We start from the raw sequence: 13,629 nt of genomic DNA on the forward strand, positions 1-13,629 counted from the left end.
TATGCTCTTGATCCTTTGGTGATTCCAGACTACCCCACCACTCGGCATAGGGGTTTAGCTCAGTTGGTAGAGCATCGGTCTCCAAAACCGAGGGTCGTGGGTTCGAGTCCCTCAGCCCCTGCCAATTTTCCAGACAATGTGATGACGACATGCATGCCCTTTGGGGCGACCTGTCGCATGCCGCGTCGGCGCTGATACGATTGAAGTCTTGAATTCGGTCGCATTGGCCGCTACATCGCAGAAACCTTTGAAAAATAGGAAACGCGTCATGGCCACAGTCAACCCACTCCAGTTCATTCAGCAAGTGCGCTCGGAAGTGTCGAAGGTGGTATGGCCCACCCGTCGCGAAGTGATGCTGACCACTGTAATGGTTTTCATCCTTGCGGCATTGACGGCGGTGTTTTTCGCAATCGTTGATATTTTGATCCGTGGCGGTTTGCAGTACGTGCTTGCCTACTTTGGCTGATCTAACCGGGGATGTGCAAAACCTTGCTCACCCCCTTGAAACATTTGGGTATGCGGGCTATCCCGCAACCCTAACCTGACAAGGGGCGTGCGGCGATTCGAGTTGCGCGCCGATTTTTTGTTCAGGAAAGGCAGGCAGGTGTCTGCCGCTTTATTGAGAATTTGATGCGGCATAGATGCGCATCGCAAGACAGGGACCAGAGTTCAGATGGCGAAAAGATGGTATTCGGTCAGTGTTTTGTCGAATTTCGAGAAAAAGATCGCCGAACAGATCCGCACCACGGTCGCCGAGCAAGAGCTTGAGGACCAGATTGACGAAGTGCTGGTCCCCACCGAAGAGGTGATCGAAGTTCGGCGCGGCAAGAAAGTCACGACAGAGCGGCGCTTTATGCCCGGCTATGTTTTGGTGCACATGGAGATGTCCGACCGCGGTTATCACCTGATCAACTCGATCAACCGCGTCACAGGTTTCTTGGGCCCACAAGGGCGCCCGATGCCGATGCGCGATGCCGAAGTCACCGCGATCTTGGGCCGCGTCCAAGAGGGCGAAGAAGCACCACGCACGTTGATCCACTTTGAAGTGGGCGAGCGCGTCAAGGTTGCTGACGGTCCGTTCGAAGACTTCGACGGTATGATCGAAGAAGTCGACGACGAAAACCAGCGCCTCAAGGTGTCTGTGTCGATCTTTGGCCGTGAAACACCGGTCGAATTGGAATTCACTCAGGTCAATAAACAGATCTGAGCGGGTCGGCGGGGCAACCCGCCATGCGGTGGCAACACCGTTCGTTTGTGGGAGGCGAGGCTGCGCGCAGTCAAACCGGACCACGCTAGTAAACGATCACAACGCGTTGTGGTTGCGTAGGGTGGGTGCGAACCCACCGACATCAAAAGGAGAAGGCCAATGGCCAAGAAACTCGTCGGTACGATGAAGTTGCAAGTTAAAGCGGGTCAAGCGAACCCATCCCCACCTGTTGGTCCTGCATTGGGTCAGCGCGGGATTAACATCATGGAATTCTGTAAGGCGTTCAACGCCAAGACAGCGGACCTGGAGCCAGGTGCCCCTTGCCCGACCGTGATCAGCTATTATCAGGACAAGTCCTTTACCATGGACATCAAGACGCCACCTGCGTCCTACTACCTGAAGAAAGCTGCCAAGATTAACTCTGGCGCGAAAACACCAAGCCGTGAAACTGTTGGTACAGTGACCACCAAGCAACTGCGCGAAATCGCAGAAGCAAAAATGGCCGATCTGAGCGCTGTGGATGTTGAAGCCGCGATGAAGATCATTCTGGGCTCCGCCCGTTCCATGGGCATTGAGGTGAAGTAAGATGGCAAAATTCGGAAAACGCACCCGCGCCGCACGCGAAGCATTTGCTGGCAAAGCAGATCTGTCCGTTGAAGAAGCGGTTACACTGATCAAAGCAAACGCAAACGCGAAATTTGATGAAACCATCGAAATCGCCCTGAACCTTGGTGTTGACCCACGTCACGCCGACCAAATGGTTCGCGGTGTTGTTGGCCTGCCAAACGGCACAGGCAAATCTGTACGTGTTGCAGTATTCGCCCGTGGCCCAAAAGCAGACGAAGCCACAGCAGCTGGTGCCGATATCGTTGGCGCAGAAGACCTGATGGAAGCTGTTCAAGGCGGCAAGATCGACTTTGATCGTTGCATCGCGACACCTGACATGATGCCAATCGTTGGTCGTCTGGGTAAGGTTCTTGGCCCACGCAACCTGATGCCAAACCCAAAAGTTGGCACAGTGACCATGGACATCAAAGAAGCTGTTGAAGCTGCCAAAGGCGGTCAGGTTCAGTTCAAAGCTGAAAAAGGCGGCGTTGTGCATGCTGGCATCGGCAAACTGTCCTTCGACGAAGCCAAGCTGGTTGAGAACGTGCGTGCCTTTGTTGGTGCCGTGTCGAAAGCCAAGCCTACCGGCTCCAAAGGTACATACATGAAAAAGATCGCACTGAGCTCCACAATGGGCCCAGGTGTGACTGTAGAAGTAGACAACGCTGTAACCGAGTAATTCTCAGTGCGGTATAGTTTGTGGACGGGCCCCCTTGATTGTCGAGGGGGCCCGTTTGCGTTTATCTGTCAATTATGGATCATGTCGCAGATAACGGCGTCAAAAAGGGGCCGCCGATGCAAGAGCCGACTTGGTCAACAGTAAGTTTTGTAAAAGACACGCCCGAAAACCTGCGCCGGTTTGTTTCCTATCATCTGGGGCTCGGCGCGGCGCAGATGCGATTGTTTTTTGACGATCCGAATGATCCCAGCATTGAAATGCTCGCGGCGGTCGACCGTGTGACGGTTATTCCGTGTGATCCGGCCTTCTGGCTTGATCATTTGGGGAACGCCGAGATCGCGCTGCACGGCAGGCGCCAGAACTCTGCCGCGACCATCGGCTATGGGCAGGCGACCGAAGATTGGGTGTTGAACCTGGACGGCGATGAGTTCCTGCATCTTGGGGGTGTTCCGGTTGGCGGGTTTCTTGCTGCATTGCCTGACGCGATTGATGTTGTACGAATCCGCCCTGCTGAAAGGGTGTTTGTTGAAGACGCACGGGGTCGAGAGCATTACCGCCTTCCCATTGACCGACGCGCCGTAACCGACGTTCATGGCCCATTCGGAGGCAACACAAAACGGCGCATGGGTTTTTTCGGTCATCTGGATGGAAAATCCCTGATCCGATCGGGGTTGACCGATATCCAACTGCGCCAGCACTGGCCCGAGGATACGAATGGGCAGTCGCTGATGGACCTTGATCTTGAAGCGTCTTCCCAATTGGCGCTGCTGCACAGAAACGCCGAAGACTTTGCCACCTGGCGCGGCAAATTGGATTTTCGCCTGAACTCCAATTCTATTCCGGGGCGGTTACGGGGGGTACTTGCTGCCCTGCGGGAAGCCGATGATGAAACAGGGTTGCACGATGCCTATACTCGCATCTTCAGACTCTCGGACGCGTCGCTGGAAAAGATGGAAGAACTGGACGGCGTCTTTGCGCTTGAATTGCCACTGGACCGTTTCGAGGCCGACTATTTCTAAACCGCTAGGGCGGGGCGTCAGCCCGATCTAATGCACCGGTGGCATGAAGTCTTGAAAGGCTTCAATTTTAGCCCTTGGCATTCCGCGCTACACCCCCTAAACACGCCTTCGATTCACCTGAAGTTTCTTCGGGTGAGTCTTCTGTCCGAGACGAAGGGTGGCGATGAGCCTTAATTTCCTTTCTGAGATGGGAGACGTTAGAATTACCAAGCGCGCAAGCGTGAGGGCATTTTGGCTTATTCCCGTAAAATGGACCAAGACTGTTTGCGAAAGCAAACTTAATTGAGCCGGGGGGTAACCCCCAGATTTGGAGAAAAACTGTGGATAGAGCCCAGAAAGAACAGTTGGTCGACGAGCTCGGCCAAATCTTTGAAAGCTCTGGCGTCGTTGTGGTTAGCCACTACGTCGGCCTGACAGTTGCTGAAATGCAGGACCTTCGTGCGCGCGCTCGCGCTGCGGGCGGGGCCGTGCGTGTTGCCAAAAACAGGCTCGCCAAAATTGCCCTTGATGGAAAGCCATGCGAAAGCATTGCAGATCTCCTGACGGGTATGACCGTTCTGACCTATTCCGAAGATCCAGTAGCCGCCGCTAAGGTTGCTCAGGACTTCGCCAAAGAGAATCAAAAGTTTGTGATTCTCGGTGGTGCAATGGGCGAGAACGCACTGGACGCCGCCGGTGTCGAAGCCGTGTCCAAAATGCCTTCGCGGGAGGAGCTTATCTCCACCATCGCGGGCATGCTGGGCGCACCTGCTTCCAACATCGCCGGGGCCATTGGCGCACCTGCAAGCAATATCGCATCCATCTTGTCCACGATCGAGGACAAGGCGGCTGCGTAAAGCAATATCGTCAAGCTGGCGCAGGGTTGAACACTCGCGTTGGAACACACATATCGTTAACGGAAAGAGCTAAAACATGGCTGATCTGAAAAAACTGGCAGAAGACATCGTTGGTCTGACACTGCTTGAAGCACAAGAACTGAAAACCATCCTCAAAGACGAGTATGGCATCGAGCCCGCCGCTGGCGGCGCAGTGATGATGGCTGGCCCTGCCGATGCAGGTGCTGCTGCTGAAGAGAAAACTGAATTCGACGTCGTTCTGAAGAACGCCGGCGCATCGAAAATCAACGTGATCAAAGAAGTTCGCGGCATCACCGGTCTGGGCCTGAAAGAAGCCAAAGACTTGGTTGAAGCTGGCGGCAAGATCAAAGAAGGCGTCGACAAAGCCGAAGCCGAAGAAGTAAAAGCCAAGCTGGAAGCAGCTGGCGCAGAGGTCGAACTGGCGTAAGCCATTTGATCTGGGTGCCGTTTTCTTTCAAAGAAAACGGACCGGAATTTTTGAAAAATTCCGGGGCAGCCCGCAAATGACAAGGCTGGATGGGGATGTTTCCCTGTCCAGCCTAACCTGTTTTGACAAGTATTTCGCGTGAAATGCTTCTCTGGATAGGTCCTAAGGGTCGGAAGAGGTACGGTGGGACGTGCTTCAAGAATTGACCAGGATTTACCGCTCTTATGGGCGCGCATCACGGCCCCGGTGATGGCGTGCTCGGCAAGAGACACGAAAGGTGACATGACACATGGCGCAATCCTTCCTTGGCCAGAAACGTCTACGTAAATACTATGGCAAAATCCGCGAAGTGCTGGAGATGCCGAACCTGATCGAGGTTCAAAAATCCTCTTATGATCTGTTCCTGCGCTCCGGCGATGCGGACACACCGACAGATGGCGACGGCATTCAGGGCGTCTTCCAGTCGGTATTCCCGATCAAAGACTTCAACGAGACTTCGGTGCTTGAGTACGTCAAGTACGAGCTTGAAAAACCCAAATACGATGTTGAGGAATGTCAGCAACGTGACATGACCTACAGCGCGCCTTTGAAGGTTACGCTGCGTTTGATCGTATTTGATGTGGATGAAGATACTGGTGCGAAGTCGGTAAAAGACATCAAAGAACAAGACGTGTTCATGGGCGATATGCCTTTGATGACGCCAAACGGGACGTTCGTTGTGAACGGCACCGAGCGTGTAATCGTTTCGCAGATGCACCGTTCGCCTGGCGTTTTCTTTGACCACGACAAAGGTAAAACCCACTCTTCGGGTAAGCTCTTGTTCGCGTGCCGGATCATTCCGTACCGTGGGTCCTGGTTGGATTTTGAATTCGACGCAAAAGACATCGTATTTGCGCGCATCGACCGTCGCCGCAAACTGCCTGTAACGACATTGCTGTACGCGCTTGGTCTCGACCAAGAAGCGATCATGGATGCCTATTACGACACCGTGAACTACACGCTACAAGCGGGTGAAGGCTGGGTTGCGCCGTTCTATCCGGATCGCGTGCGGGGCACACGTCCAACATATGATCTGGTTGATGCCGCGACAGGCGAAGTCCTGTTTGAAAAAGGCAAAAAGATCACGCCACGCGCCGTCAAGCAGTTGGTTGATGAAGGCAAAGTAACCGAGTTGCTTTTGCCGTTCGGCCACATCGAAGGCAAGTTTGTCGCACGCGACATCATCAACGAAGAAACTGGCGCGATTTATGTCGAAGCCGGCGACGAGATGACGCTTGAGTATGACAAAGACGGCACGCTGATCGGCGGCACCGCCAAAGAGCTTGTTGATGCGGGCATTACCGAGATCCCACTCTTGGACATCGACAACATCAATGTCGGCCCCTACATGCGCAACACCATGGCGAACGATAAAAACATGAACCGCGACACCGCGCTCATGGATATCTATCGCGTTATGCGCCCGGGCGAGCCACCCACAGTCGAGGCCGCGTCGAACCTGTTCGACACGTTGTTCTTTGATAGCGAACGCTATGACCTGTCTGCTGTTGGTCGCGTTAAGATGAACATGCGTCTGGCGCTCGACAAAGAAGACACACAGCGCACGCTGGACCGCGATGATATCGTGTCCTGCATCAAAGCGCTGGTTGACCTGCGCGATGGCCGTGGCGATATCGACGATATTGACCACCTTGGTAACCGTCGTGTGCGTTCGGTTGGCGAATTGATGGAAAACCAGTACCGCGTTGGTTTGCTGCGTATGGAACGCGCAATCAAAGAACGTATGTCCTCGGTCGAAATCGACACCGTCATGCCGCAAGACCTGATCAACGCCAAGCCAGCAGCCGCTGCGGTGCGTGAATTCTTCGGCTCTTCGCAGCTGTCGCAGTTTATGGACCAAACCAACCCGCTGTCCGAGGTCACGCACAAGCGTCGCCTTTCAGCGCTTGGACCAGGTGGTCTGACACGCGAACGCGCGGGTTTTGAGGTACGTGACGTTCACCCGACCCACTATGGCCGGATGTGTCCGATTGAAACGCCCGAAGGCCCGAACATTGGTCTGATCAACTCGTTGGCAACCTTTGCCCGCGTGAACAAGTATGGCTTTATCGAAACACCCTACCGTAAGGTTTCTAACGGTGTGGTTTCCGATGACGTTCAATACATGTCCGCGACCGAAGAAATGCGTCACACTGTGGCGCAGGCCAACGCGAACCTTGATGAGAACATGAAGTTCGTGAACGATCTGGTGTCGACACGGAAATCGGGTGACTACACGCTGTCGCCTTCCGAAAACGTTGACTTGATCGACGTTTCGCCAAAGCAGTTGGTGTCCGTAGCGGCGTCGCTGATCCCGTTCTTGGAAAATGACGATGCGAACAGGGCCTTGATGGGCTCGAACATGCAACGTCAGGCTGTTCCATTGCTTCAAGCCGAGGCCCCGCTGGTCGGGACCGGTATCGAAGAAGTTGTGGCACGGGATTCCGGTGCGGCCTATATGGCCAAGCGTGGCGGTATCATCGACCAAGTCGATGCATCGCGTATCGTTTTGCGCGCAACCGAAGACCTTGAGCTGGGCGATGCAGGGGTAGACATCTACCGCATGCGCAAGTTCCAGCGTTCCAACCAGAACACCTGTATTAACCAGCGTCCGCTGGTGAAAGTGGGCGACACGGTTGTTAAAGGTCAGGTTATCGCTGACGGTCCGTCGACTGACATGGGTGAACTGGCCCTTGGTAAAAACGTGATCGTCGCGTTTATGCCTTGGAACGGCTACAACTACGAAGACTCCATCCTGATCTCCGAGCGGGTTTCGCGCGATGACGTATTCACGTCGATCCACATCGAGGAATTCGAAGTGGCTGCACGCGATACAAAGCTTGGGCCAGAGGAAATCACACGCGATATTCCAAACGTTGGTGAAGAAGCGCTGCGCAACCTCGACGAGGCTGGCATCGTGTACATCGGCGCGGACGTTGAACCGGGCGATATCCTTGTCGGCAAGATCACACCAAAGGGCGAAAGCCCGATGACGCCAGAAGAAAAACTGCTGCGCGCCATCTTTGGTGAAAAAGCGTCTGACGTTCGTGATACATCGCTGCGCGTTAAGCCGGGCGATTTCGGTACAGTTGTCGAAGTCCGCGTCTTTAACCGCCACGGTGTTGAAAAAGACGAACGTGCCTTGCAGATCGAGCGCGAAGAGGTTGAACGCCTTGCACGCGACCGTGACGATGAACTTGGTATCCTCGATCGCAACATCTATGCGCGTCTGCGTCAGATGATCCTTGGCAAAGTTGCTGTCAAAGGTCCGAAAGGCGTCAAGTCGAACAGCCCGATCACCGAAGAACTGCTGGATGACCAATTGTCCCGCGGTCAGTGGTGGCAGTTGGCCTTGGCCGACGAAGATGATGCAAAAATCGTCGAAGCGCTGAACGAACAGTACGAAATCCAAAAGCGTACATTGAATGCCCGCTTTGAGGACAAGGTCGAAAAAGTACGCCGTGGCGATGATTTGCCCCCAGGCGTGATGAAAATGGTCAAAGTATTCGTAGCGGTGAAGCGTAAGCTGCAACCGGGCGATAAAATGGCCGGTCGTCACGGCAACAAGGGTGTTATTTCCAAGGTTGTACCGATGGAAGACATGCCGTTCCTTGCGGATGGTACGCCAGTTGACTTCTGTTTGAACCCGCTGGGTGTTCCATCGCGTATGAACGTTGGTCAGATCCTTGAAACCCACATGGGTTGGGCAGCACGCGGCTTGGGCATCAACATCGACGAAGCACTTCAGGAATACAAACGCTCCGGCGATTTGACACCTGTGCGCGACGCGATGAGCCACGCTTACGGTGCGGACGTTTACGAAGAAGGCATCGCCGGCTTGGACGAAGCGGATCTGTTGGAAATTGCGGGCAACGTGACCCGTGGTGTGCCAATCGCGACGCCCGTCTTTGACGGTGCCAAGGAAGCAGACGTGAACGACAGCTTGACACGGGCCGGGTTCGATACCTCGGGTCAGTCGGTGCTGTTTGACGGCCGCACAGGCGAGCAGTTTGCACGCCCCGTGACCGTCGGCGTCAAATACCTGCTGAAACTGCACCACCTTGTGGATGACAAAATCCACGCGCGTTCCACCGGTCCATACTCGCTGGTCACCCAGCAGCCGTTGGGCGGTAAAGCGCAGTTCGGTGGTCAGCGCTTTGGTGAGATGGAGGTCTGGGCTCTGGAAGCTTACGGCGCTGCATACACCCTGCAGGAAATGCTGACTGTGAAATCGGATGACGTTGCAGGCCGCACAAAGGTCTATGAAAGCATCGTCAAAGGCGAGGACAACTTCGAAGCCGGTATTCCGGAATCGTTCAACGTTCTTGTCAAAGAAGTCCGTGGCCTTGGCCTGAATATGGAACTCCTGGATGCGGAGGAAGACGAGTGAGTTAAGCGCCGGAGTTTTTCAAAAACTCCGGACCGTTTTCTTGCAAAGAAAACGTCTCATTCCTTTCGCTTTCGAGACTAATCTAAGGATTTAAGATGAACCAGGAACTGACAAACAACCCGTTCAACCCCGTCGCGCCGATGAAGACGTTCGACGAGATCAAGGTATCTTTGGCATCGCCAGAGCGTATCCTGTCGTGGTCGTTCGGTGAAATCAAGAAACCCGAAACCATCAACTACCGTACGTTCAAGCCAGAGCGTGACGGCCTGTTCTGCGCACGTATCTTTGGACCGATCAAAGACTACGAATGTCTGTGTGGCAAATACAAGCGCATGAAATATCGTGGCGTTGTCTGCGAAAAATGCGGCGTTGAAGTCACGTTGCAAAAGGTGCGCCGCGAGCGGATGGGCCACATCGAACTGGCGTCGCCTGTTGCGCACATCTGGTTCCTCAAGTCGCTTCCATCGCGGATCGGCCTGATGCTGGACATGACATTGCGCGATCTGGAACGTGTTTTGTATTTCGAAAACTATGTCGTGATCGAGCCCGGTCTGACTGAGCTCACCTATGGTCAGATGATGACCGAAGAAGAGTTCATGGAAGCGCAAGACATCTATGGCATGGACGCGTTCACCGCCAACATCGGTGCCGAAGCGATCCGCGAAATGCTGGCCGCGATCGATCTGGAAGCCGAAGCAGACACGCTGCGTGCGGATCTGAAAGAAGCGACTGGCGAATTGAAGCCAAAGAAGATCATCAAGCGTTTGAAGGTTGTTGAATCCTTCCTCGAGTCCGGTAACCGGCCCGAGTGGATGGTCATGACCGTCATTCCGGTTATCCCGCCAGAACTGCGCCCGCTGGTGCCGCTGGATGGTGGCCGTTTTGCGACGTCTGACCTTAACGACCTGTATCGCCGCGTGATCAACCGGAACAACCGTTTGAAGCGTCTGATCGAACTGCGTGCGCCCGATATCATCGTGCGTAACGAAAAGCGTATGTTGCAGGAATCTGTAGATGCGTTGTTCGATAACGGCCGTCGTGGCCGCGTGATCACGGGTGCCAACAAGCGTCCGTTGAAATCGCTGTCCGACATGCTGAAGGGTAAGCAAGGTCGCTTCCGTCAGAACCTTTTGGGTAAGCGCGTCGACTTCTCGGGTCGTTCGGTTATTGTGACCGGCCCTGAACTCAAACTGCACCAGTGTGGTTTGCCGAAGAAGATGGCGTTGGAGCTTTTCAAGCCGTTCATCTATTCGCGTCTTGAAGCAAAAGGCCTGTCTTCCACTGTGAAGCAAGCCAAGAAGTTGGTGGAAAAAGAGCGTCCCGAAGTTTGGGATATCTTGGATGAAGTCATCCGCGAACACCCCGTCATGCTGAACCGTGCGCCTACCTTGCACCGTCTTGGCATTCAGGCGTTCGAACCGGTTCTGATCGAAGGTAAGGCCATCCAGCTGCACCCGCTGGTTTGTTCCGCGTTTAACGCTGACTTTGACGGCGACCAAATGGCTGTTCACGTGCCACTTTCGCTGGAAGCCCAGCTTGAAGCACGCGTCTTGATGATGTCCACGAACAACGTTCTGTCGCCAGCAAACGGCGCGCCGATCATTGTTCCTTCGCAGGACATGATCTTGGGTCTGTACTACACGACCCTCGAACGCGAAGGCATGGTTGGTCAGGACATGGTGTTCGGCTCTGTTGAAGAAGTCGAGCATGCTTTGAACGGTGGTGCGATCCACTTGCACACCAAGATCAAGGCACGGATCAAACAGATCGATGCCGAAGGCAACGAAGTGATGAAGCGCTTTGATACGACACCTGGTCGTGTCCGTTTGGGTGCCTTGCTGCCTCTGAACGCCAAAGCGCCGTTTGATCTGGTCAACCGTCTGTTGCGCAAGAAAGAAGTGCAGCAGGTCATCGATACGGTCTATCGCTACTGTGGCCAAAAAGAATCCGTCATCTTCTGTGACCAGATCATGACAATGGGTTTCCGCGAAGCTTTCAAGGCAGGCATTTCGTTCGGTAAGGACGACATGTTGATCCCTGACAGCAAATGGCCACTGGTTGAAGAAACCCGAGAGCAGGTGAAAGACTTTGAACAGCAGTACATGGACGGCCTGATCACTCAGGGTGAAAAGTACAACAAGGTTGTCGATGCATGGTCAAAGTGTAACGACAAAGTCACCGATGCGATGATGGGCGCGATTTCCGCAACCACACATGCCGACAACGGTTCCGAAAACGAACCGAACTCGGTTTACATGATGGCGCACTCCGGTGCGCGTGGTTCGGTTACGCAGATGAAACAGCTGGGCGGGATGCGCGGTCTGATGGCGAAGCCGAATGGCGACATCATCGAGACACCGATTATCTCGAACTTTAAAGAAGGTCTGACCGTTCTGGAGTACTTCAACTCCACCCACGGTGCCCGTAAGGGGCTGTCGGATACCGCTTTGAAAACAGCGAACTCGGGTTACCTGACCCGTCGTCTGGTGGACGTGGCACAAGATTGTATCGTTCGTATGCATGACTGTGGCACCGAAACGGCAATCACAGCAGAAGCCGCGGTTAACGACGGTGAAGTTGTATCGTCGCTGGCAGAACGTCTGCTGGGTCGCGTTGCGGCTGATGATATCCTGCGTCCTGGCACTGACGAAGTGTTGGTACCTGCGCAGACCATCATCGACGAACGTCTGGCGGATATCGTGGATGAGGCGGCTGTTTTGTCCGCACGCATCCGCAGCCCGCTGACCTGTGAGGCCGAAGAGGGCGTCTGCGCCATGTGTTACGGTCGTGACCTTGCACGTGGTACATTGGTGAACCAAGGTGAAGCTGTCGGCATTATTGCCGCGCAGTCGATCGGTGAACCAGGCACCCAGCTGACCATGCGTACATTCCACATTGGTGGTGTTGCACAAGGTGGCCAGCAGTCCTTCCTCGAGGCATCCCAGCCCGGTAAGATCGTGTTCGAAAACGCCCAAACCCTTGAGAACGCCGCTGGCGATATCATGGTCATGGGCCGGAACATGAAGCTGTCGATCGTGGATGAAAACGGCGAAGAACGCGCCAACCACAAGGTCGGTTACGGTACCAAGCTGTTCGTCAAGGAAGGTCAGTCGATCTTGCGCGGCGACAAGCTGTTTGAATGGGATCCGTACACATTGCCAATCATCGCCGAGAAGTCCGGTATGACCAAGTTCGTCGACCTTGTGTCGGGGATCGCGATCAAGGACGAGACGGATGATGCGACAGGCATGACCCAGAAGATCGTGATCGACTGGCGCGCTGCCCCCAAAGGCAACGAGTTGAAGCCTGAAGTTATGATTCTGGATGCCGATGGCGAGCCGGTCCGCAACGATGCGGGCAACCCGGTGACCTACCCAATGTCCGTTGATGCCGTTCTGTCCGTTGAGGACCAGACCGAAATCAAGGCCGGTGACATCGTTGCGCGTATCCCGCGCGAAGGCGCCAAGACCAAGGACATTACCGGTGGTCTTCCACGTGTGGCCGAACTCTTTGAGGCACGTCGCCCCAAAGACCACGCTATCATCGCGGAAATCGACGGCTATGTGCGCTACGGCAAAGACTACAAGAACAAGCGCCGCATCTCGATTGAATCGTCCGAGGATCCGGATCACAAAGTTGAATACATGGTGCCTAAGGGTAAGCACATTCCGGTTGCGGAAGGTGACTTTGTCCAAAAGGGCGATTACATCATGGATGGCAACCCGGCACCGCACGACATTCTTGCGATCATGGGTGTAGAGGCTTTGGCTGACTACATGATCGACGAGGTTCAGGATGTTTACCGTCTGCAAGGCGTTAAGATCAACGATAAGCACATCGAAGTTATCGTACGTCAGATGCTTCAGAAGTGGGAAGTTCAGGACAGCGGCGACACAACGCTGCTGAAAGGCGAACACGTCGATAAGCAAGAGTTTGACCAAGCCTGCGAAAAGGCGATTTCCAAAGGTGGCCGTCCGGCAACGGGCGAACCGATCCTTCTGGGTATCACCAAGGCAAGCTTGCAAACCCGCAGCTTTATCTCGGCGGCATCGTTCCAGGAAACCACACGCGTGCTGACCGAAGCATCGGTTCAGGGCAAGCGCGACAAGCTGGTCGGTCTGAAGGAAAACGTTATCGTTGGCCGTCTGATCCCAGCCGGTACCGGTGGTGCGACCCAGCAGATGCGCAAAGTTGCAGCGGATCGTGACAATGTGGTGATCGAAGCCCGTCGCGAAGAAGCTGAAACAGCTGCACGCCTGGCAGCACCAGCTGCTTCGGATGACGTGGTCGGAGGGGATGTTTTTAACACCGTCTCAAACGATGACGAAAGCCGTAACTGATCTTTGATCTGAGCTAGAAAATCAAAGGCCCCCGCTGAGAGATCAGCGGGGGCCTTTTGCATTTG

General features: G+C 54.5%; 9 protein-coding genes and 1 tRNA gene. All 10 read left to right on the forward strand.

From position 1 onward, the window contains the following. Positions 1–48: 48 nt before the first annotated feature. Positions 49–124: transfer RNA gene (locus KZZ06_RS07600), tRNA-Trp, on the forward strand. A gap of 144 nt (positions 125–268) precedes the next feature. Beyond that, positions 269–466 carry a preprotein translocase subunit SecE gene (gene secE / locus KZZ06_RS07605; RefSeq protein WP_093917757.1) on the forward strand — a complete coding sequence of 66 codons (198 nt, stop codon included), beginning with the start codon at positions 269–271 and terminating at the stop codon, positions 464–466. A gap of 207 nt (positions 467–673) precedes the next feature. Beyond that, entirely contained in the window at positions 674–1,207 is a 534-nt protein-coding gene (gene nusG / locus KZZ06_RS07610; protein ID WP_219579458.1) for a transcription termination/antitermination protein NusG, read from the forward strand. A 159-nt stretch (positions 1,208–1,366) separates the two neighbouring features. Beyond that, the gene (gene rplK, locus KZZ06_RS07615; RefSeq protein WP_219579459.1) at positions 1,367–1,792 is read left to right on the forward strand and encodes a 50S ribosomal protein L11; all 426 of its coding nucleotides are present in this window, start codon (positions 1,367–1,369) and stop codon (positions 1,790–1,792) included. A 1-nt stretch (position 1,793) separates the two neighbouring features. Continuing rightward, on the forward strand, positions 1,794–2,492 hold the full coding sequence (gene rplA, locus KZZ06_RS07620; RefSeq protein WP_219579460.1) for a 50S ribosomal protein L1: 699 nt from the start codon (positions 1,794–1,796) through the stop codon (positions 2,490–2,492). A gap of 116 nt (positions 2,493–2,608) precedes the next feature. Next, a complete protein-coding gene (locus KZZ06_RS07625) occupies positions 2,609–3,511 on the forward strand; it encodes a glycosyltransferase family 2 protein (RefSeq protein ID WP_219579461.1) in 903 nt (300 codons plus the stop codon). 320 nt (positions 3,512–3,831) lie between these two features. Beyond that, entirely contained in the window at positions 3,832–4,347 is a 516-nt protein-coding gene (gene rplJ / locus KZZ06_RS07630; protein ID WP_093917762.1) for a 50S ribosomal protein L10, read from the forward strand. Between the two features lie 76 nt (positions 4,348–4,423). After that, on the forward strand, positions 4,424–4,795 hold the full coding sequence (gene rplL / locus KZZ06_RS07635) for a 50S ribosomal protein L7/L12 (RefSeq protein WP_219579462.1): 372 nt from the start codon (positions 4,424–4,426) through the stop codon (positions 4,793–4,795). 289 nt (positions 4,796–5,084) lie between these two features. Then, positions 5,085–9,224 (forward strand): DNA-directed RNA polymerase subunit beta, encoded by a 4,140-nt coding sequence (gene rpoB, locus KZZ06_RS07640; RefSeq protein ID WP_219579463.1) that lies wholly within the window; start codon positions 5,085–5,087, stop codon positions 9,222–9,224. 95 nt (positions 9,225–9,319) lie between these two features. Beyond that, complete coding sequence (gene rpoC, locus KZZ06_RS07645; RefSeq protein ID WP_219579464.1) at positions 9,320–13,564, forward strand: DNA-directed RNA polymerase subunit beta'; 4,245 nt, start codon at positions 9,320–9,322, stop codon at positions 13,562–13,564. Positions 13,565–13,629: the final 65 nt, after the last annotated feature.

Origin of the sequence: Sulfitobacter sp. CW3, assembly GCF_019392245.1 — a bacterium.
Taxonomy (GTDB): Bacteria; Pseudomonadota; Alphaproteobacteria; order Rhodobacterales; family Rhodobacteraceae; genus Sulfitobacter.

What these genes read in the sequence shown, in the direction of transcription:
- rpoC (WP_219579464.1), top strand. Translation starts at nt 9,320, where the DNA reads ATGAACCAGGAACTGACAAACAACCCGTTCAACCCCGTCGCGCCGATG.
- rplA (WP_219579460.1), top strand. Translation starts at nt 1,794, where the DNA reads ATGGCAAAATTCGGAAAACGCACCCGCGCCGCACGCGAAGCATTTGCT.
- secE (WP_093917757.1), top strand. Translation starts at nt 269, where the DNA reads ATGGCCACAGTCAACCCACTCCAGTTCATTCAGCAAGTGCGCTCGGAA.
- rplK (WP_219579459.1), top strand. Translation starts at nt 1,367, where the DNA reads ATGGCCAAGAAACTCGTCGGTACGATGAAGTTGCAAGTTAAAGCGGGT.
- rplL (WP_219579462.1), top strand. Translation starts at nt 4,424, where the DNA reads ATGGCTGATCTGAAAAAACTGGCAGAAGACATCGTTGGTCTGACACTG.
- nusG (WP_219579458.1), top strand. Translation starts at nt 674, where the DNA reads ATGGCGAAAAGATGGTATTCGGTCAGTGTTTTGTCGAATTTCGAGAAA.
- KZZ06_RS07625 (WP_219579461.1), top strand. Translation starts at nt 2,609, where the DNA reads ATGCAAGAGCCGACTTGGTCAACAGTAAGTTTTGTAAAAGACACGCCC.
- rpoB (WP_219579463.1), top strand. Translation starts at nt 5,085, where the DNA reads ATGGCGCAATCCTTCCTTGGCCAGAAACGTCTACGTAAATACTATGGC.